22 protein-coding genes are annotated in these 18,946 nt (G+C 70.8%); 12 read left to right on the forward strand and 10 right to left on the reverse strand.

The annotated features are described in order from the left end of the window. Positions 1 to 64: 64 nt before the first annotated feature. Complete coding sequence (locus FHS29_RS15320) at positions 65 to 1,510, reverse strand: NCS2 family permease (protein WP_184691302.1); 1,446 nt, start codon at positions 1,508 to 1,510, stop codon at positions 65 to 67. Between the two features lie 166 nt (positions 1,511 to 1,676). On the opposite strand from FHS29_RS15320, the gene FHS29_RS15325 reads away from it, so the two are divergent. Then, the gene (locus FHS29_RS15325) at positions 1,677 to 1,940 is read left to right on the forward strand and encodes a DUF2530 domain-containing protein (RefSeq protein WP_312864920.1); all 264 of its coding nucleotides are present in this window, start codon (positions 1,677 to 1,679) and stop codon (positions 1,938 to 1,940) included. A gap of 612 nt (positions 1,941 to 2,552) precedes the next feature. Here FHS29_RS15325 and FHS29_RS15330 read toward each other — a convergent pair. Both FHS29_RS15330 and FHS29_RS15335 read right to left on the reverse strand, forming a co-directional pair. Continuing rightward, positions 2,553 to 5,381 (reverse strand): sacsin N-terminal ATP-binding-like domain-containing protein, encoded by a 2,829-nt coding sequence (locus FHS29_RS15330; RefSeq protein ID WP_184691303.1) that lies wholly within the window; start codon positions 5,379 to 5,381, stop codon positions 2,553 to 2,555. After that, positions 5,378 to 6,178 (reverse strand): DUF3027 domain-containing protein, encoded by an 801-nt coding sequence (locus FHS29_RS15335; RefSeq protein ID WP_312864921.1) that lies wholly within the window; start codon positions 6,176 to 6,178, stop codon positions 5,378 to 5,380. The genes FHS29_RS15330 and FHS29_RS15335 overlap by 4 nt, the downstream gene beginning before the upstream one ends. Before the next feature lie 57 nt (positions 6,179 to 6,235). Between FHS29_RS15335 and FHS29_RS15340 the strand changes: the two genes are divergently transcribed. After that, entirely contained in the window at positions 6,236 to 6,997 is a 762-nt protein-coding gene (locus FHS29_RS15340; protein WP_312864922.1) for a glutaminyl-peptide cyclotransferase, read from the forward strand. Here the strand turns inward: FHS29_RS15340 and FHS29_RS15345 are convergent. Continuing rightward, positions 6,984 to 7,436, reverse strand: a complete 453-nt coding sequence (locus FHS29_RS15345) for an Lrp/AsnC family transcriptional regulator (RefSeq protein ID WP_312864923.1) — start codon at positions 7,434 to 7,436, stop codon at positions 6,984 to 6,986. The genes FHS29_RS15340 and FHS29_RS15345 overlap by 14 nt on opposite strands. 69 nt (positions 7,437 to 7,505) lie before the next feature. Between FHS29_RS15345 and FHS29_RS15350 the strand changes: the two genes are divergently transcribed. Genes FHS29_RS15350 through FHS29_RS15360 form a run of 3 tightly spaced genes read left to right on the forward strand, consistent with a single transcriptional unit; the run spans position 7,506 to position 10,430 of the window. Next, complete coding sequence (locus tag FHS29_RS15350; RefSeq protein ID WP_184691307.1) at positions 7,506 to 8,408, forward strand: threonine ammonia-lyase; 903 nt, start codon at positions 7,506 to 7,508, stop codon at positions 8,406 to 8,408. Between the two features lie 34 nt (positions 8,409 to 8,442). After that, on the forward strand, positions 8,443 to 9,945 hold the full coding sequence (locus FHS29_RS15355; RefSeq protein ID WP_184691308.1) for an MFS transporter: 1,503 nt from the start codon (positions 8,443 to 8,445) through the stop codon (positions 9,943 to 9,945). An 11-nt stretch (positions 9,946 to 9,956) separates the two neighbouring features. Beyond that, positions 9,957 to 10,430 carry a DUF2771 family protein gene (locus FHS29_RS15360; protein WP_184691309.1) on the forward strand — a complete coding sequence of 158 codons (474 nt, stop codon included), beginning with the start codon at positions 9,957 to 9,959 and terminating at the stop codon, positions 10,428 to 10,430. Between the two features lie 46 nt (positions 10,431 to 10,476). Here the strand turns inward: FHS29_RS15360 and FHS29_RS15365 are convergent, their stop codons facing one another. Continuing rightward, a complete protein-coding gene (locus FHS29_RS15365; RefSeq protein WP_184691535.1) occupies positions 10,477 to 10,863 on the reverse strand; it encodes a cold-shock protein in 387 nt (128 codons plus the stop codon). A 136-nt stretch (positions 10,864 to 10,999) separates the two neighbouring features. On the opposite strand from FHS29_RS15365, the gene FHS29_RS15370 reads away from it, so the two are divergent. Further along, complete coding sequence (locus FHS29_RS15370; protein ID WP_184691310.1) at positions 11,000 to 11,191, forward strand: hypothetical protein; 192 nt, start codon at positions 11,000 to 11,002, stop codon at positions 11,189 to 11,191. A 156-nt stretch (positions 11,192 to 11,347) separates the two neighbouring features. On the opposite strand, the gene FHS29_RS15375 is transcribed toward FHS29_RS15370, so the two are convergent. Further along, entirely contained in the window at positions 11,348 to 11,986 is a 639-nt protein-coding gene (locus tag FHS29_RS15375) for an HAD family hydrolase (protein WP_184691311.1), read from the reverse strand. Positions 11,987 to 12,037: 51 nt separating this feature from the next. Between FHS29_RS15375 and FHS29_RS15380 the strand changes: the two genes are divergently transcribed. After that, on the forward strand, positions 12,038 to 12,577 hold the full coding sequence (locus tag FHS29_RS15380; RefSeq protein ID WP_184691312.1) for a TetR/AcrR family transcriptional regulator: 540 nt from the start codon (positions 12,038 to 12,040) through the stop codon (positions 12,575 to 12,577). A gap of 67 nt (positions 12,578 to 12,644) precedes the next feature. Continuing rightward, positions 12,645 to 13,019 carry a YccF domain-containing protein gene (locus FHS29_RS15385; RefSeq protein WP_184691313.1) on the forward strand — a complete coding sequence of 125 codons (375 nt, stop codon included), beginning with the start codon at positions 12,645 to 12,647 and terminating at the stop codon, positions 13,017 to 13,019. 199 nt (positions 13,020 to 13,218) lie between these two features. On the opposite strand, the gene FHS29_RS15390 is transcribed toward FHS29_RS15385, so the two are convergent. Then, entirely contained in the window at positions 13,219 to 14,010 is a 792-nt protein-coding gene (locus tag FHS29_RS15390; RefSeq protein WP_184691314.1) for a metallophosphoesterase, read from the reverse strand. Positions 14,011 to 14,186: 176 nt separating this feature from the next. Between FHS29_RS15390 and FHS29_RS15395 the strand changes: the two genes are divergently transcribed. Further along, a complete protein-coding gene (locus FHS29_RS15395) occupies positions 14,187 to 14,510 on the forward strand; it encodes a hypothetical protein (protein WP_184691315.1) in 324 nt (107 codons plus the stop codon). On the opposite strand, the gene FHS29_RS15400 is transcribed toward FHS29_RS15395, so the two are convergent. Genes FHS29_RS15400 through FHS29_RS15410 form a run of 3 tightly spaced genes read right to left on the reverse strand, consistent with a single transcriptional unit; the run spans position 14,415 to position 16,461 of the window. Beyond that, entirely contained in the window at positions 14,415 to 15,149 is a 735-nt protein-coding gene (locus FHS29_RS15400) for a maleylpyruvate isomerase family mycothiol-dependent enzyme (protein WP_184691316.1), read from the reverse strand. The genes FHS29_RS15395 and FHS29_RS15400 overlap by 96 nt on opposite strands. A 38-nt stretch (positions 15,150 to 15,187) precedes the next feature. Continuing rightward, positions 15,188 to 15,982, reverse strand: a complete 795-nt coding sequence (locus FHS29_RS15405) for an HAD-IIA family hydrolase (protein ID WP_184691317.1) — start codon at positions 15,980 to 15,982, stop codon at positions 15,188 to 15,190. Positions 15,983 to 15,999: 17 nt separating this feature from the next. After that, positions 16,000 to 16,461, reverse strand: coding sequence for a MarR family winged helix-turn-helix transcriptional regulator (locus FHS29_RS15410; RefSeq protein WP_184691318.1), 462 nt, complete (start codon positions 16,459 to 16,461; stop codon positions 16,000 to 16,002). A gap of 115 nt (positions 16,462 to 16,576) precedes the next feature. Between FHS29_RS15410 and moaA the strand changes: the two genes are divergently transcribed. The 3 genes from moaA to FHS29_RS15425 all read left to right on the forward strand — a co-directional run bounded on the left by moaA (position 16,577) and on the right by FHS29_RS15425 (position 18,943). Then, positions 16,577 to 17,635 (forward strand): GTP 3',8-cyclase MoaA, encoded by a 1,059-nt coding sequence (gene moaA / locus FHS29_RS15415; protein WP_184691319.1) that lies wholly within the window; start codon positions 16,577 to 16,579, stop codon positions 17,633 to 17,635. A 1-nt stretch (position 17,636) separates the two neighbouring features. Further along, positions 17,637 to 17,891, forward strand: a complete 255-nt coding sequence (locus FHS29_RS15420) for a MoaD/ThiS family protein (RefSeq protein WP_184691320.1) — start codon at positions 17,637 to 17,639, stop codon at positions 17,889 to 17,891. Between the two features lie 374 nt (positions 17,892 to 18,265). Then, positions 18,266 to 18,943, forward strand: a complete 678-nt coding sequence (locus FHS29_RS15425; RefSeq protein WP_184691321.1) for a LysM peptidoglycan-binding domain-containing protein — start codon at positions 18,266 to 18,268, stop codon at positions 18,941 to 18,943. The last annotated feature ends 3 nt before the right edge of the window (positions 18,944 to 18,946 follow it).

Genomic DNA, 18,946 nt, shown 5'->3' on the forward strand with positions numbered 1-18,946 from the left:
GCCCGGTGTCCCCGCCGGCCGGCTCGGTCGTCCTGGATTCGGGGTAAGCGTTCTGGATTTCGGCTCAGCCGGCCAGGGCGGATCGGATGGGTTCGATGGCGAAGTAGACGACGAACGCGCCGGCCACCACCCACATCAGCGGGTGCACGCTGCGCGCCCGGCCGGTCATCGCGCGCAGCAGCACGTAGCTGACGAAACCGGCGCCGATGCCGTTGGCGATCGAGTAGGTGAACGGCATGACCACGATGGTCAGGAACGCGGGCAGGGCGACCGAGAAGTCGGTGAAGTCGATTTCCCTGATCTGCACGATCATCAGCGCGCCGACGATCACCAGGGCCGGGGCGGCGGCTTCGACCGGCACGATCGAGTACAGCGGGGTGAGGAACATGGCGGCGATGAAGAGGAGACCGGTCACGACGTTCGCCAGGCCCGTCCGCGCGCCCTCCGCGATGCCCGCCGCCGACTCGATGTAGACGGTGTTGGACGAGCTGGACGCGGCTCCGCCGGCCACCGCGCCGACACCGTCCACGAACAGCGCCTTGCTGACGTTCGGCAGTTGGCCGTCCTTGCCGATCAGCCCGGCCTCCTTGCCGAGACCGGTCATCGTGCCCACGGTGTCGAAGAAATCGGTCAGGACCAGGGTGAACACCAGGAGGGCGGCGGTGAGGGCGGGCACGCGGGTCCACGCGCCGAGCGACACGTCGCCGAGGAGGGACAGGTCCGGCAGGCCGAGGACCTGGTCCGGGAGCGCCGGGTAGCCGAGGTTCCAGCCCTTCGCGTTCGTGCCCTTCGACGGTCCGGCCTTGGCGATCGCCTCGATCACGATGGCCAGCACGGTGGAGGTGAGCACGCCGATCAGGATCGCGCCCTTGACCTTGCGGGCGACCAGGATGCCGGTGAGCACGAGGCCGACCACGAAGATCAGCGTCGGCCAGGACGCGATGGACCCGTTGATGCCCAGCCCGACCGGGACGGTCGTGCCCGCCTCGTCCGGGATGCGCCGCACGAACCCGGCGTCGACCAGGCCGATGAAGCAGATGAACAACCCGATGCCGACCGCGATCGCCGCCTTGAGCTCCGCCGGGACGGCGTTGAAGACCGCGGTGCGGACGCCCGTGACGACGAGGAGGAGGACCACCACCCCGTTGACCACGACCAGGCCCATCGCCTCCGGCCACGTCATCTGCTGGGCCATGGTGACGGCCACGAAGGAGTTGATCCCCAGGCCGGTGGCCAGCGCGAAGGGGTAGTTGGCGACCAGTCCGAACAGGATGGTCATCACGCCGGCGACCAGCGCGGTGACCGCGGCCACCTGCGGTACGGGCAGGATCGCGCCCGCGACGTCGGTCTTGGCGGACGGGTCGTCGGCCGCGAAGCTGCCCAGGACCAGGGGGTTGAGCACGACGATGTAGGCCATCGTCACGAACGTGACCAGCCCGCCACGTACTTCCCGACCGACGGTGGAGCCTCGTTCGGAGATTTTGAAGAAGCCGTCCAGGCCGGTCTTCATGGCTGTCTCGTCTCCCTTGGGGTGGGGGTGGGGGTGGGTGTTGGGGTGAGGGTGGGTGTTGGGGTTGGGGGTTGGGGTTGGGGTTGGGTGGAGTTGAGGCGGGGTGGGGTGCTGGCGGGTGTCGGTGGGCGGTGGGGTGGTGTTTCCGGCAGGTAGCCTGCCTGACGTGGCCGAACAGACCCAATCGTTGCCCGCCCCGCCGGCTCTGCCGGCTCGACTGGCCGACCCGGTGCCCGCTATCGCGGCGGGTACGGGGTTGTGGATCGTCGCGTTCCTGGTGGTGTTGATCTTCTTTCGGGCCGAGACGACTCTGTTGTGGACTTGTCTGACGGGTGGGGGGTTGGGGGTCATCGGGTACGGCATTTTCCGATGGCAGCGATCAGCCGCTCGGAGGGGGTCGCGGACGGCTCAGCAGGGGTTGGTCGAGTAAGGCAGCGGTCGAGGCAGGGTTGGTCGCGGCGGGGGTCGTCGCGGCAGGGGTCGTCGCGGCAGGGTTGGTCGAGGCAGGCGGCGGTTGGTCGGGTGAGGTGGGCTGTGCTTGCGCGGGCGGCCTCAGGTTCGCAGGCCGGTCTCAGGTTCGCGCGCCGGGATTGTCGTACCCCCGTGGTTGGGTGTGTGTCGGGGGCGTTCACTTCGAGGGGACGCCTGCGAAGCGTGGCCTCGGGTGGATTCAGTGGCTTGGGGTCTACGAGCGTAAAAGCGTCCTCGCCGGACGGGCAGACCGCCAAGGATCTCCACAAAAGCCCTTCAAAGCTCTTCGAGCCTTGAAGGGCGGTGGTCTGCGTGTCATCCCCGTATGACCTGGTCGGAGACAACCACATGCGTCAAGGGCAGATCGTGAAGCGTGTGCGGTGGTCGCGCGATCGATCTGCCCTTGACACATGCGGTTCGCTGGCGCGCAGGCCATACGGGGATGACACGCAGGGGCAGGGGTGCGCGCGTGCGCGCAGCCGAACCGCAGGTGTGCGCGGAGCGCGCGGTCCATGGGCAGGTGCGCGCTGACGCGAGCCTGAGTGGCGAGGCGGTTCGGTGGGGCTCGGGGTTAGCCGAGCAGCACGGTGGGGGTCGGGTCGGTTATCAGGGCTGCGAAGGTGTGGCGGTCGGGCCAGCGGTTGGTTGCCCAGGCCAGGGCTCGGGCCAGACCTTCCGGGGTGTCGGAGGCGTGCGGGATGCCGTCGGCCACCCACCACGAGACCTCGTGGTCTTCGCCTTCGGAGGTGACGGTCAGGTTGTCGTGCACGATGACCGGGGTTGTCGGCAGGTCGACGCCCAGCAGGTCGCAGGCGAGTCGTACCGCACCCAGCTCAGCCCACACGACTTCGTCGCCCTCGTCCGCGACTTCTCCGGTGATCTCCTCGGACGCCAGCGGGAGCGCCAGCAGTTCCGCCAAGACCTCTGCCGAGCCCTCGGCTGCCAGCACCTGCGAACCCGGCAGTACGCCCAGGAGCCAGGGCAGGTCGAGCACTACGACGTCGTCGGCCGGTACGGCCTCGCCGGTCAGGGCTCGCACCCGGTCCGGTGGTTCGACGCTGACGGAGTCGGCGACTTCCGCCAAGGCCGCGTGCACTCGCAGGACCAGGGCATCGGACAGGGTGCGCTTCGGGTCGCCGAGGCGGGCCAGCAGGTCTGTCACGTCGTCCTCGTCCAGCACGGCGAGGGACGTTCGCACGCCGGCGGCAGCCAGGACGTGAGGTGGTAGGTCCACGTCCGGCACCACGTCGTAGAGGCCGTCCAGTCCGGTGGCGCCGGGGAGGCGCCAGGAGTTCAGCGGTGCGCCTTGGATCGTCGCGTACCTGGCCAGCCACCAGGCGGTGTAGCCGTCGGGTTCGGTCACCGCGCGCCACGTCGTCGGGTCGGCGGCCATCATGCGCAGGGCGTCGGGCCACTTGTCGCGGGCGACCAGGTCCAGGTCTCGGATGCCCAGGACCCGGGTCGGGGGCTCGTCGGCGCCGTCCCACCAGTAGCCCTCGTCAGCCAGGTCGTGGTCGGGTTCGGTGGGGGTGTCGTCCTCCACGACCGTGAAGCCGTCCATGACACCTACCGCGGTGAGCACCGACCGGGGCCATTCGGTGGCCACCGACTCGTGCAGGACGCTGATGGGCGCATCCGGTTCGAGGACCGACAGGAGTGCCGAGTCGGGGAGGGCCAGTTCGTCCGCCCTTCGCCATTCGCCGGACGTGTCGGGGAGCGCCAGTTCTCCCAACCACGGACGCCCACCGGCTTGCCCGACCAGCGACAGCACGGTCCGGACCAGGTCCGGGCCGTCCATCGCCGGGTCGTCCAGGCTTCGGTGGACGGCCTCGCGCACCGCGTCCGAGTCCAGCAGTTCGGACGGGCCGGCTTCGGTCGCGCCCAGGCGCAGCAGCAGTGGGTGGGCGGCTTCCGGGTGGGCGATCCGCATCCCGGACAGTTCGACGTGGATGTCGGAGGAGAGGATCAGCACGCCTCGCGGGGAGCTGACCAGGCGTCCGTCCGCCAAGGGCACGGGCAGACCGCCCATGTCCTCCCGGGCGGTGGAGTCCACGTCCGCCAACGGGGACAGCGCCTCGTAGACCTGGTGCCACCACTCGGGGTCGCCGCCCACCCCGGCCAGGGCTTCCACCACCTCGGAGACGGGCATCCTGGGAACTTCCAGGGCCGCCAGCGCTTTCGCGTGTTCCGGGTGGGTCAGTTCGGCGTCCAGGAGGCCGGGGACCACGTCCTCCAGCAGCTCCACCAGGTCTTCCGAGGGCGCGTCCAACACCTTCGCGGTCGTGGGAGCGGTCCAGTCGCCGCTGGCCAGGGGGAGCCAGGAAGCCTTGCGCAGGGCGGAAAGGATACCCTCGCGGAGCACACCGTCCACTTCGGACAGCGGGAAGCCCGGGAGTGGCACCAGCGAGGTGCGTTCGATCGCGGGCAGAGCCGCCACCAGGTCCGGGTACGCCCGGGCGGCCTGGTCCAGGACGTAGGTCGCGGCCGTGCCCGCCAGGATCCGGCGGCGTGAGGGTTCCACCGGCAGGGTGGCGATCAGGCGTGCCGGCAGTGACATCTTCTCGTCGGTGGGCGTGGGGGCGTGCAGGACGTCGCCGGTGAGCGGTTCGTCCATCGGCCAGGCCCAGCAGACCGTCCACTGCGGACGCGACTCGACGCCTTGCACGAGGGTCGACGGCAGTTCGCCGCCCACCCGGTGCACGCGCCACCTCGCCGAGCCGGCGGGACCGGTCAGCACGACGACGTCGTCGTCGTCCGTGCGTTCCCAGGCGTCGGCGCCGACCTCCACCCGTCGCAGACCGGGGAGCGCCAGCAGCAGGTCGGGGACCTGTTCGGCGAACTCGGCCAGCAGGGGCGCGGCGTCGACCTTGAGCGGTAGCCGGACCTCGGTGTCGAAGCCGGTGGGCAGGTCGGCCTCGTCGGTCGGCCACACGAGGCGGAGCACCGGGACGTCGCCGCCGCGCGCGGAGGCCAGTTCCGGCACGGCCTGCCTGGTGCGGGAGGCGGAGAACAGGACGCCGCCCGAGGTCGAGACGACCCGGGGCGCGTCGGTCACCGCCAGCACGGCCGCGAAGCCGACGCCGAACTGGCCCACGGTGTCCGCGGACTTGGCGGACGCGCGCAGGGACGCCAGTGCCGCCACGCCGGACGCGGTCAGCGGCGCGCCGGTGTTCGCCGCACGCAGCTCACCGTCCACAACGGACAGCCGGAGCACGCCGGGCGTGTCGCCGGCGGCGTCGGAGGCGTTCTGCGCCAGCTCCACCAGCAGGCGGTCGCGGTAGCCACCCAGCCGCAGGTCTTCCTCGGCGTTGGCGTCCTCGCGGAAGCGGGTGGGCGAACCCCGCCAGGCCGCCAGGACCGACTCGCGCAGCGCCTCCGTGCCGAACGGGTCGCGGCTCACTGACCGGACTCGGGTGCCGGGTCCACCGCGTTCGCCTCGACGTCGAGGATGGCGTCGTCGTAGACCACGTCGGCGACCGGTACGGCCGAGATGTTCTCCACCTCGACCTCGGAGTGCGCGCCGCAGCCGTACTCGACGTGCACCACGTGGCCGTCGGCCGGCGTCAGCTCGTTCGCGCACACGCCGAACGCCGCGCCCAGGGAGCCGGCCACGCGCTGGTAGAAGCCGCACGTGCCGCAGGTCGCGGGTGCGCTGCGGGCCATGTCGCTGCGCGGGCCGAAGTCGCCGGCCTGCCAGCGGGCCGCGGCGTCGAGCACGCCCTCCCGGGACAGCACGTGCACGCGGCCGAGGCCGACCTCCAGCGCGACCTCCTCGACCGCCGGGTCGTCGGAGCCGACGTAGCCGGGGGCGAGCCTCGGGTCGTCCTCCCGGGGCGGCAGCAGGTCGCCGACGCCCAGGTCGCCCGCGCGGACCCGTTCGTGCCACGGCACCCAGTCCGGCGCGACCAGCGCGTCCTGACCGGGCAGCAGCACGACCTCGGAGACCGAGACGGGGGTGCCCGGACCCGCGTTCGCGACGGTCACCGCCCAGTTCCAGCCCCGGTAGCCGGCGCGCTCGGCCTCGAACAGGTGGGTGACCGATACCTCGTCCTCGGCGAGCACACCCACGTGGTCGCCGACGGGTTCGGAGCCGGCCTCCTCCTGCGCGGCGGCACGCGCGAGCGAAACCGCCCCGGCATCGACGAGTACCGGATCGGCGTGCACTGGATCGGACTGCTGGGTCGGCGTGGCGGTCACAGGTGAATTGTGCCGCACGTCTGCGCAGGCTCGTGCACACGTGCCACCCTTTTGGACGTGCGGTGGCTCCTGATTGCTCTTGTCGTGGTCGCGTCGGCGGCGTGCACCACCCCTCCGAGCGGACCGGAGCAGCCCCGCAAGGGCGTGGAAGTGCTGGGCACGATCCCGCACGACACCTCGGCGTTCACCCAGGGCCTGGAGCTGGTCGACGGTGTGCTCTACGAGGGCACGGGCCTGGAGGGCCAGTCGGAGCTGCGCCGCCTGGACCCGACCACCGGAGAGGTGAAGCAGCAGGTCGAGCTGCCGTCGCCGCTGTTCGGCGAGGGGGTGACCGTGGTCGGTGCCCACATCTGGCAGATCACCTGGCGGGACGGCATCGCCATCCGGCGGGACCGGGAGACGCTGGCCGAGGTGAAGCGCGTCACGTACGACGGCGAGGGCTGGGGACTGTGCCGGGACGGCGGCCGGCTGGTGATGAGCGACGGCACCGAGGAGCTGCGGTTCCGCGACCCCGAGACGTTCGACGAGACCGGGCGGGTCACCGTCAAGCGCAACGGCATCCCGCTGGTCCGGATCAACGAGCTGGAGTGCGTCGGCGGCCGGGTGTGGGCCAACCTGTGGCAGTCCGACGAGGTGGTGCAGATCGACCCGAACAGCGGGGACGTGCTGGCCACCGTCGACCTCAGCCCGCTGCGCCCGGCCGACGTGCCGAAGTCCGACGTGCTCAACGGCATCGCGGCCGTGCCGGGCACCGACGAGTTCCTGGTCACCGGCAAGAACTGGCCGACGATCTTCCGCGTCCGGTTCAGGACAGGCTGACCGCGAGCCCGGTCTTCACCGCGTCGAACACCGGCATCGTCTCGTACCGCTGCACGTTGTCGTCCCGCTGGAACAGCTCGTCGCCCAGCTCGCGGCAGCGCGCCATGTCCGAGGTCGACAGCACGACCAGGTAGTCCCACCGCCCGGCCAGCTCGTAGCACTGCTGCACCTCGGGCGTGCCCCGCATCCGCTCGGCGAACCGCCGGTGGTGCTCGTGCGACTCGCGTTCCAGCGCGACCAGCACGACGAACAGCATCCCGCCCAGCTTCGCCGCGTCCAGCACGGCGATCTCCCTGGTCAGCAGCCCCGACGCGCGGTAGCGGGTGATCCGCCGCTGCACCGCGCTCGCGGACAACCCGACCAGCTCGCCCAACTCGTGCAGGGTCTGCCCCGCGTCCCGCTGGAGCTGGTCGAGCAGCCGTCGATCGAGGTCGTCCACGCAAAAATCTTGCGCTTCGGCGGGAGAACTTTCAATCGCCGCCACGCCGCGCCGATCTACCGTCGAGCCGTGGACATCAACCTGGAGAACATCGCCCGAGCGGCGAAGACCATCGATCCGGTGTTCCGCGACACCCCGCAGTACGTGGACGAGCAGCTGTGCGCCGAACTCGCCAGGCGGGTCCTGGTCAAGGTCGAGACGGCGAACCCGCTGCGCAGCTTCAAGGGCCGGGGCGCCGACTTCCTCGCCACGTCGCTGCCGATCGGGCAGACCGTCGTGTGCGCGTCCGCCGGCAACTTCGGCCAAGCCCTCGCCTACGCGGGCCGCAACCACGGTTTCCCGGTGGAGGTGTTCGTGTCGGACGCCGCCGTCCCGGACAAGATCACCCGGATGCGCGCCCTGGGCGCGACGGTGTTCGAGGTGGCCGCCGACTTCACCGGGGCCAAGGAAGCCGCCAGGCAACACGCCGGGCGCACCGACGCGGTTTTCATCGAGGACGGCCGCGAGCCGGCGATCACCGAAGGCGCGGGCAGCATCGCCGTGGAACTGCTGCGATCGGGCCTGGAGATCGACACGGCGGTCATCCCGGTCGGCGACGGAGCCCTGATCACCGGCATGGCCCGGTGGCTCAAGGAGCACTCGCCGGGCACCCGCGTCGTCGGCGTCTGCGCGTCCGGCGCACCGGCCGTGGCACGGGCCTGGGCAGGCAGGACGTACACCGGTCCGGTGCACACGATCGCCGACGGCATCGCGGTCCGCGTGCCCGTTCCGGAAGCCGTCCCACGCCTGCGTGAACTCGTGGACGACATCGTCCTCGTCGACGACGACGCGATCCGGAACGCGACCGCCGTAGCCCTTCGCACCCTCGGCCTGGTCCTGGAACCGGCGGGCGCGACCGGGCTGGCCGCGATCGCCGTCCACGACATCCCGGGCGAAACCATCGCCACCGTGCTCACCGGTAGCAATGTCTGAGACAGCGCGGTGTCGGTGAGGCAGGATTGACGCTGTGACGCGTCAACGGCCGGAAGACCCGTCGCGGCGGTACCCGTGGGAAGACGACGAGTACAAGCCGCGCACCCGGCCGTACCCGACCCAAGGGCCTCCCCCGCCACCGCCGCCGCCCCCGCAGGCGCCGCCTCCGGCCGACGAACGCCCCACCGCCCCGACCATGCCGAAGAAGCTCACCGTCACCCGGGTGGCGCTGTGGCGGACCCGGCAACTCGGCGGCCAGGCGGTGGCGGCGTTCCGGAAGGCGGCCCACGCGGACGGCGCGAAGCAGTCCGGCCTGTCGTCGCTGACGTACGCGGTGATGATGAACTACGCCGCCGACGCGGCGATGGCCGTGGCCCTGGCGAACACCCTGTTCTTCTCCGCCGCCACCGGCGAGAGCAAGGCCAAGGTCGCCCTGTACCTGCTGATCACGGTGGCCCCGTTCGCGTTGGTGGCCCCCGTCATCGGCCCGGCCCTGGACCGCATCCAGCACGGCAGGCGCATCGCCCTGGCCGCGTCCTGCGTCCTGCGGGTCGTGCTGGCCATCGTCATGGCGATGAACTTCGACAACTGGGGCCTCTACCCGGCGGCCCTGGGCAGCATGGTCCTGTCGAAGTCGTTCACCGTGCTCAAGGCCGCCATCACCCCGCGCGTGCTGCCGCCGGACATCACCCTGTCCAAGACCAACGCGCGGATGACCGTCTTCGGCCTGGCCGCCGGCGGCGTCTTCGGCCTGGTGGCGGCGGGCTTCGCCAACCTGTTCGGCTCACCCGGCGCGCTCTGGTTCACGGCCGTCCTGTGCCTGGCGAACGCGGTCCTGTGCCTGCGCATCCCGTCGTGGGTGGAGGTCACCGAAGGCGAGGTGCCGACCTCCCTGCGAGCCCGACCGCAGAAGCCGAAGCGCCAACCGCTCGGCCGCACCGTCGTGGTCTCCCTCTGGGGCAACGGAGCGATCCGGATGCTCACCGGTTTCCTGATGCTGTTCGCCGCCTTCGTGGTCCGGGCCCAGACCGAGGGCGACGCGTTCATGCAGCTGCTGCTGCTCGGCGTCATCGCGGGCGCGGCCGGCATCGGCAGCTTCCTGGGCAACGCGGTGGGCGCCAGGCTCCAGTTCGGCGCACCGGACCAGGTGATCATCGGCTGCCTGGGCGCGGCCCTGGCCGCGACCATCCTCGCCGCCATCCTGCCCGGCCTGATCACCGCGGCGACCGTTGGCCTCATCGGCGCGACGGCCAGCTCGCTGGCCAAGGTCAGCCTCGACGCCGTGATCCAGGACGACCTGCCGGAGGAGTCCAGGGCCTCCGCGTTCGGCCGCTCCGAGACCATCCTCCAGCTGGGCTGGGTGTTCGGCGGCGCGCTGGGCGTCCTGCTGCCCACCGAGTACTGGATCGGCTTCACCGTGCTGTCCGGCCTGCTGGCCTGCGGCCTGGCGCAGACCATCCTCTCCCGCCGGGGCAGCACCCTCATCCCGGGCCTGGGCGGCGACCGCCCGATCCGCACCACCGCGGTCACCCCGTAGGCTGGCTGCCCGTGCGCCGAGTACTGCCGTTCCTGCTGCTCCCGGTCCTGGCGGCGTGCGCCGCCCCGCAGGACCCCGAGGTGACGTTCTACGCGGACGGGAAGGCGATCAACGTCCAGCCGTCCCAGTACTGCGACGTCAAGTCGGAGAACTGCGAGGTCGACACCCGGGCGGCGGGCGTGCTCCGCGTCCGGCCGGGCAGACCGGTGCAGATCTCGGTACCCGGCGAGCTGGCCACCACCGCCTGGTCGGTGAAGTTCACCTACCGCAACGCCAAGGGCGAGCCGCAGGAACCGCTGCGCAGCAAGCTCTTCACCGAACGAGACCCGAAGTACGCCTACACCCTCGTGCTGCCGAACCGGGACGACCAGCTGGAGAGCGTCGAGGTCCAGCAGTACGGCTCCCGGATCGAGAGCAGCACCACCGGCGCCTTCGACTTCGTGGCCCGGGGGACCTGGATCCTGTCCGTGGACGACCGCAGCTGACCTCCGGCGCGCTCGCGGATCGAGGCCCTCTTCGGATCGGAGCCCTCTACGGGTCGAGCTCCCGGGCCACCGCGCGGACCACGTCCGCGATCAGCTTGGTGTTCTTGCGCTCCGGGTACCGCCCGCGCCGCAGCTCGGGCTGCACCTTGACCTCCAACAGCTTGATCATGTCCTCGATCAGGCCGTGCAGCTCCTCGGCGGGCCGCCGCCGCGCCTCGGCCACCGAGGGCGCGGGGTCGATCAGCCGCACGGACAGGGCCTGCGGACCGCGTCGCCCCTCGGCCATGCCGAACTCGATGCGCTGTCCGGCCTTGAGGCCCTCGACGCCCGGAGGCAGCGCGGATTTCCGCACGTACACGTCCTCGCCACCGTCCTGGGTAACGAAGCCGAAGCCCTTTTCCGAGTCGTACCACTTGACCTTGCCGGTCGGCACCGCGCTCACCAATCCTCTGCAACCACACGACGAACGCGCCCCGGGCGTGCCCAGGACGCGTCCCACCAGACTATCCAGAAGTACCCCGTCGGGGCACCTCCGATCGCGCGACCACCCCCGCGACTACGCTCACCACATGTCGACTTCGAAGCTGATGCCGCTGGGAGTGGCCCTGTTCACGCTCGGCGTCGCGGCAATCGTCGCGATGTTCATCGCCGGCGAACAGGGCCTGCCGGCCTGGGTGTTCGCCGCCGGCTGGCTGCTGGCCCCCGCCGGCCTGGCACTCGGCGTGTTCAGCGCCGTGCGCAACTCCCGCCGCCGCGTCTGACCCCGGTGCCCTGGTCCCGGGACCTGGTCCCGAGACCTGATTCAGGGCCTGACCTGCGGTTGGTCGTCAGGTCTGATCGTCGGGCTCTATTGTTGGGCCTGATCGTCGACCTGATAGCCGGGTCCGATCGCCGGGCCGACCGCCGGTCAGCCGCGGTCAGCGATCCACCCGGTTGTCCTCGGCGAGCCTCGCGGCGTTCTCCCGCAGCCAGTCCGGGAACTCCTCCAACGAGGAGAACACCACGTCAGCGCCTTCTTCACGCAACTCGACCGCCGAGCAAGGCCCGCTGACCACGGCCACCGCCACCGCGCCCGCCGCCCGAGCACCACGCACGTCCCCCACGTGGTCACCCACGTAGGCGGCGGCACCCTGGGCCTTCAACGCCTCGGCCTTCCCGGTGGACCACAGCTCGCCGAACAGGTGGTCCACCTCCCACCCGAACGCAGCCAGGTGCAGTGCCGCGTTTGCTCGGTACTTCCCGGTCACCACCACCGTGCTGCCGCCCAGCTCGCGCACCGTCGCAAGCGATTGCGCCGCTCCCGGCAGCGCGACCGTCGCGGGAATCACGATCGCCGGGTAGAGCTGCCGGAACCGGGCGATGAGGTCCGGGATGTCCTCCTCGGCCACGCCGAAGTCGCGGTAGATCATGTCCAGCGGCGGGCCGAGGTTGGCCGCGAAGTGCGCCCCGTCGAGTGGATACCCGGATTCGGCCGCCACCGCGTCCATCACCGCCGCCATGCCGGGCCGCGGGTCGATGAGCGTCATGTCCAGGTCGAATCCCACGGTCAGCGGCACGTGCGCACTGTACGGGCTTTACAAAAAGCCACTCTGTGTAAAGCTGAGGCCGTGACGGACCTCACCCGCGCGCTGCTCTCAGCCGCAGCGGACCTGTTAGCGGCGCACGGCTTCCGCAGGTTGCGAATGTCGGACGTCGCCACCAGGGCCGGCGTGAGCAGGCAGACGGTCTACAACGAGTTCGGCAACAAGGAGCGGATCGTCCAAGCCGTCGCCCAGTACAAGACCGAGGAATTCCTGGACGGCGTCCGGGAACGGCTCGCCGGCACCCCCGACCGGCTGGGGGCCGTCCGGGCGGCGGTCGAGTTCGTGTTCGACATGGCTTCCCGCGACCCGCTGACCAACTCCGTGCTCAGCGGCACCCACGCCGAGGACATGCTGCCGCTGGTGACCACCAGGGGACACCCCGTCCTGACCGCCGGCACCGCCGTCTTCCTGGAGCACGTCCGGCTGCACTGGCCGTCACTGCCCGCCGAACAGGCCGAGCTGATCGCCGAGACCGTCGTCCGGATCATCATCAGCCACCTGCTCACCCCGCGCCACGACGGAGTCCACGCCGTTGTCACGGTGACCACCGCTCTGCTCACCTGAAGCGTCTCGCCACCCGGTCGCGTCGATGACCGCACCGCCGTAGCCGCCGGTCGGGCAAGATGGTGAGGTGCGGATCATTCTGAACCTGATATGGCTGGTGCTGAGCGGGTTCTGGCTCGCCATCGGATACGTGCTGACCGGGATCATCTGCTGCATCCTGATCATCACCATCCCGTGGGGACTGGCGGCGTTCCGGATCGCCAACTACGCCCTGTGGCCGTTCGGGCGGACCGTGGTGGACAACCCGGAGGCGGGCGCGCCGTCGCTGATCGGCAACGTGATCTGGATCGTGGTCGCCGGCTTCTGGCTCGCGATCGGGCACCTGGTCAGCGGCGTGCTGCTGTGCATCACGATCATCGGCATCCCGCTGGGCGTGGCGAACTTCAAGATGATCCCGGTGTCCCTGATGCCCCTGGGCAAGGCCATCGTCCCCGCTCCCTAGCGACCGAAGGCGGCCAGGACCGGCACCCGAGGACGCGACACCTCAGGACATCCCTGATCACCACACCGCTGGTCAGGGCACCGCTGATCAGGGCACGCTGGTCACCACACCGCCGATCGGCACCGCCGATCGGGCGCCAGAGATCGAGCGCCAGGGATCGAGCACCAGGGATCGAGCACCAGGGATCGAGCACCGCTGATCAGGGCACGACCGAGTCGTCCAGCTCCACCACCAGGCACGGCCCGCCGCTGAACAAGCCGGCGTCGATCGCCAGCACCTTGTCGTCGGCGTACCGCAGCGGCCCGTCGATCTCCTCCGGCGGCACGCCGAGCTGGTCGGCGATGACGCTGTGCCCGTGCACCACCTCGGCACCGCCCAGCACGTCCAGCAGCTCGACGGCGACCGCACCGCCGTCGGCACCCCGGAACGCGTACCGGGTCGTCATCTTGCGCCAGCACTCCCACCAGGCGCCCAGGTCGTGCCCCTCCAGCACGGCGTGCACGGCGTCGTTCACCTCGTCGATGGTGGTGCCCCACTCCAGGTAGGCCATCGTGTCGGAGTGCATCAGCAGGTGGTCGTCCACCAGGTGCAGCACCGGGCGGCTGGTCAGCCACTCGATGTGCCGATCGGTGAGCCGGTCCTGGTCGCTGCGCAGACCGCCGTTGAGCAGCCAGCTGCGGGCGAAGCTGCGCGGCGTGGGCGCGTTCGGCACGTTCTCGTCGCCGAACCGGTGCATGCCGAGCAGCAGCACCTCGTGGTTGCCGATCAGCGCGTTGACCTGGCCCGACGACTGCTCCGCGAGGCGCATCACGAACTCGATGACACCGATGCCGTCCGGGCCCCGGTCCACGAAGTCGCCGAGGAACCACAGCTCCGCGTCGCCACCCGTCCAGTCGCCTGCCTCGTCGACGAGGTCGCGGGCGTGCAGGGCGCGGGTCAGCTCGGCGAGGTGCCCGTGCACGTCGCCCACCACGAACAGCGGTCGTTCCACAGTTGCGACGATAAGCGACGTTGCCGCGTGGTGCGTAGAAGTGGATCAGTGCGGGTGCGGATTGGGCCGGTCGGCCACGTCCGGTCCGGCTGTCGTTGGGTCGTGTGGCGTCCCCCTCCGGGGTGAACTCGGGGCTGATCACGTGATGCGGCCGTCCGATTGCCCATCCTCACGGCATGAGGGAGCACCTGGAACGGATCGCGCTGGCGGTGGACGAGGTGATGGCCGAGACCGTCGCCATCGGTGTGCTGACGCCGTGGGAGCACGTGGACTGGCTTCGGCTGCACGCCGACCTGCTGGACCGGTTGGGAGCCGCGGCGGGCGCGGGCAGCCCGGTGTCCGGGCGGGGCGAGCTGGTGCGGGACCGGGCCGAGCGGATGGCGGACCGGCTCAACCGGCTGCCGTCAGTCGAGCGAGGGCCAACCGACGACGCGCTCGAATGCCTCGCGGTTGCCGGCGACGGGCACTTCTTCCGCGGGGAGCCTGCGCCAGAGCGTTAGGTACAGCTGCTCCGCCGTCCCGGTCGCGGTCGCGTCGGGGGTGCCCTCGCCTTCGGCGAGCCGGTGCGGTTTGCCCGTGCCGTCCACTGTGCCCAGTCGCCAGGTCTGCCCGGTGTCGGTCGAGGTGAGCTCGACCACCACCGGGCCGTGTGTCCACTCGCGACCGCGCAGGAACCGCGCCAGGAACTCGTCCACCCCGTCGGCGGCCAGCTCGGCCGGGATCGTCTCCGGTGTGCCGACGGCGTTCTGCGCGTCCCAGCAGTGCACCACGGCCTCGTGCGCCTGTCGGGACGCCAGCGCCGCCCCGAGGTCCTGCTCCGCCGCGTTCCACCACACCCACACCGGTCCGTCCGGCGGGTAGGTGCGCTGCACCGCCTGGTACCTGGCGGTGATCTCGCGCCAGCCCGCCAGCCGGTCCGGTCCGGTGTCGCCCGCCCTGCGCGCGGCGGCCTCGTCCGGGTACCCGCCCTTGGCCAGCAGCGCGGACATCCACCACGCCTGAACCTCGGCCAGGTGCGCGACGAGGTCGTCGACCGTCCACTCGGGACAGCTGGGCACCTTCTCGCCGAGGTGCCCCTCCACCGCCGCGGTGAACGAGTCGCTGTACTGCTCCAGAACTGCCAGGTGATCGATTGCCATGCCCCCGGACGGTAGACCGGGGGTACGACAATTCGGGGTCAGCCCTGGTCGGGGAAGGGGTCGGCGGAGTTGCCGACCAGCTCCGCGATCGACTTGACCACCCGGGTCGGCCGGTACGGGTACAGCTCGGCGGTCGTCTCGGCGGAGATGCCGGTCAGCACCAGGATCGTGCGCAGGCCCGCCTCCAGCCCGGACCGCACGTCGGTGTCCATCCGGTCGCCGATCATCAGCGTGTTCGCCGAGTGCGCGCCCAGCGCCCGCAGCGCCGACCTCATCATCAGCGGGTTCGGCTTGCCCACGTAGTACGGCTCGCGGCCGGTGGCGCGTTCGATCAGCGCCGCGATCGAGCCGGTGGCGGGCAGCGAGCCCTCGCGGGACGGACCGGTCGCGTCGGGGTTGGTCGCGATGAACTTCGCGCCCTCCTCCACCAGCCGGATCGCCTTGGTGATGGCCGTGAAGCTGTACGTGCGGGTCTCGCCGAGCACCACGTAGTCCGGGTCGCGGTCGGTCAGCACGTAGCCGATCTCGTGCAGCGCGGTGGTCAGCCCGGCCTCACCGATCACGAACGCCGAGCCGCCCGGCCGCTGCGAGTCCAGGAACCTGGCGGTGGCCAGGGCGGAGGTCCAGATCGCCGTCTCCGGCACCTCCAGGCCGGTGCGGGACAGCCGGGCCCGCAGGTCGCGCGGCGTGTAGATGGAGTTGTTCGTGAGCACGAGGAACGGGATGCCGTTCGCGGTCAGCTCGGCCACGAACTCGCTCGAACCCGGGATCGGGTGCTCTTCGTGCACGAGCACGCCGTCCATGTCCATCAGGTAGTTCCACTGCTCGGGCATGCCGCCATGCTGCCGGCTCAGGCCTCGATCACGCGTCTCCGGAAAGTTTCGATCATGGTCTTGTTGTAGCGCTCCAGCACGTCCCGTTCATCGGGCGTGAACAGGGACAACACCTCGCGGAGGGTCTCCTGGGCGCCGGTGAACAGGTGGCCGAACCTGTCGTCCACCAAGGTGACCTCGACCAGCACCTTGCGGCGGTCGTGCGGGTCGCGCACCCGGCGCACGTACCCGGCCTTCTCCAGCCGGTCGATGACGCCGGTGACCGCGCCGGTGGACAGGCCGGACAGCTCGGCGATGCGGCCCGCGGTGATCGGGCCGTCCGAGCGCATGGCCAGGTCCAGGCACTTCTCGTCGGTGGGCGACAGGCCCATCTGCTCGGCCACGCGGCTGTGGAACAGGATGGTGAGCGCACTGCTCTCGCGGGCGTAGAAGCTGAACCGCTCCAACACGTCGGCGGGGACGTCGTGCTCACTCGTCATGTCAAGTAATTTAGCCGGTGAGAGAGTTCGGTAGGCACCTTCCTCCGTGCCGTCCCACCATGCCGACCCCGTTCGCGGCGGCACCCATCAGTGTCGGAGCATTACCCTGGTAGGGGTGACAGCAGTCGAGCTGGGACTACCGATCGTGCGCGGCACGCCAGAGGCGTCCGCGCGGCCGGATTCACCGCTGCTGGTCGACCGGTTCGGCCGGGTGGCCACCGACCTGCGGGTGTCGTTGACCGACCGCTGCAACCTGCGGTGCACCTACTGCATGCCGGCGGAAGGGCTGGACTGGCTGCCCAAGCCGGAGGTGCTCACCGACGACGAGCTGGCCCGGCTGATCGGGGTCGCGGTGACCCGGCTGGGCGTCACCGACATCCGGTTCACCGGCGGCGAGCCGCTGCTGCGGCCCGGCCTGGAGCAGGTGATCGCGGCGACGGCGGCGCTGGAGCCGCGGCCCCGGATCTCCATGACCACGAACGGCGTGAGCCTCGCGCGCCGCGCCGGCGCGCTGGTGGCGGCCGGGCTGAACCGGGTGAACGTCTCGCTGGACACCCTGGACCCGGCCCGTTTCCACAGCCTGACCAGGCGTGATCGCCTGGACGACGTGTTCGCGGGGCTGGCTGCCGCGCGCGAGGCCGGCCTGGTGCCGGTGAAGGTCAACTCGGTGCTGATGCGGGGCGTGAACGAGGACGAGGCCGTGCCGCTGCTGCGGTTCTGCCTGGAGCACGGCTACCAGCTGCGGTTCATCGAGCAGATGCCGCTGGACCCGCAGCACGGCTGGCACCGGGACGACATGGTGACCGCCGAGGAGATCCTGGCGGCGCTGCGCACGTCGTTCGAGCTGACGCCGGAACCCGGTGAGCGCGGTGGCGCGCCCGCCGAGCGGTGGCTGGTGGACGGCGGGCCGGCGGTGGTGGGCGTGATCGCGTCGGTGACCAGGCCGTTCTGCGCGGCGTGCGACCGGACCCGGCTGACCGCCGACGGGCAGGTGCGCAACTGCTTGTTCAGCCGGACCGAGACGGACCTGCGGGCGCTGCTGCGCGGCGGGGCGTCGGACGAGGAGATCGCCGGCGCGTGGCGGGGGAACTCGTGGGCGAAGGCGGCCGGGCACGGCATCAACGACGCCGGCTTCCACCAGCCGGACCGGCCGATGAGCGCGATCGGAGGATGAGGTGGTCCAGCTGACGGTGCGGTACTTCGCCGGCGCGCGGGCGGCGGCCGGGGTGCCGGACGAGAGCCTGGAGCTGCCCGGGGCGGTGACCGTGGCGCGGGTGCTCGACGCGGTGCGCTCGCGGCACGGGGACGGGCTCGGGCGGGTGCTGGCGGCGTGCAGCTTCCTGCTCGACGGCGTGGCGGTCCGGGACCGCGACACGCCGGTGTCGTCGGGGTCGCGACTGGACGTGCTGCCGCCGTTCGCCGGCGGTTGACGGCCGCACCCAGGCGGGTCAGCAGCGTGAGCCACACCTCACTTAACGTGATCCATCTCGGTATATCTCGGAACGGAAACGAGACGGTAACGACGCCCTGAACTGGCTAAACGCCCATCTCGCGCGATCACCTCAAAGCGTTACAGTGACGCGCATCACGGCTCCGATCGTTTGGAGACGCGCTCCCGGTTACGTACGGTCGCTTCTCGGTTGGCCCCGACCGACCACGAGCAAGATCCGGGACGCAGCACACCGAGCCCTGTCCAGCGTCCCCGGCAACCAACCCCGAGCGAGGAAAACCGCCGGACAGGGACTGATCGACGTACCGGGCCCGAACCCGAGTCGGTCGTGCAGGTGTGGCGGGCGAGAGGGAAATGGCTTCTTACCGAGGCAAGCACCGTCCGACCGTCAGTGCCGCCGCCCGCACCGTCGCGAAGGTCGCCGTTGCCGGCGTCATCGTCGGCGCCCCGCTGGGCCTGGCCGCCGGAACCGCGAACGCGCAGGGTTCCGGCGTCAACTGGGACACGGTCGCCGCGTGCGAGAGTGGTGGCGATTGGAACATCAACACCGGCAACGGCTACTACGGCGGGCTGCAGTTCCTGCCCAGCACGTGGACCTCCAACGGTGGTTCCGGCATGCCCCACCAGGCTTCCCGCGAGGAGCAGATCCGCGTCGCCGAGAACGTGCTCCAGTCGCAGGGCATCAACGCGTGGCCGGTGTGCGGGCCCAAGGGCCTGGGTGGCGGCGCCGCTGCCCCCGCCCCGCAGCGCACCGCCGCTCCGGCTCCCGCGCAGCCCCGCAAGGCCGCTCCTCAGCAGCAGCAGCAGCCGCAGCAGCAGGCCGCGCCCGCGCCGGTCCAGCAGTCCGCTCCGGTGGCGCTGCCCAGCAGCAACCCCGGCGGCGACTACGAGATCAAGGACGGCGACACGCTGTCCAAGATCGCGTCCGAGCTCAAGGTCGAGGGCGGCTGGGCGAAGCTGCACGAGCTGAACAAGGACTACATCCCGAACCCGGACCTGATCCTGGCCGGTCACAAGATCGCGACCAAGTGATCT

Source organism: Saccharothrix tamanrassetensis (genome assembly GCF_014203665.1).
GTDB classification, from domain to species: Bacteria; Actinomycetota; Actinomycetes; order Mycobacteriales; family Pseudonocardiaceae; genus Actinosynnema; species Actinosynnema tamanrassetense.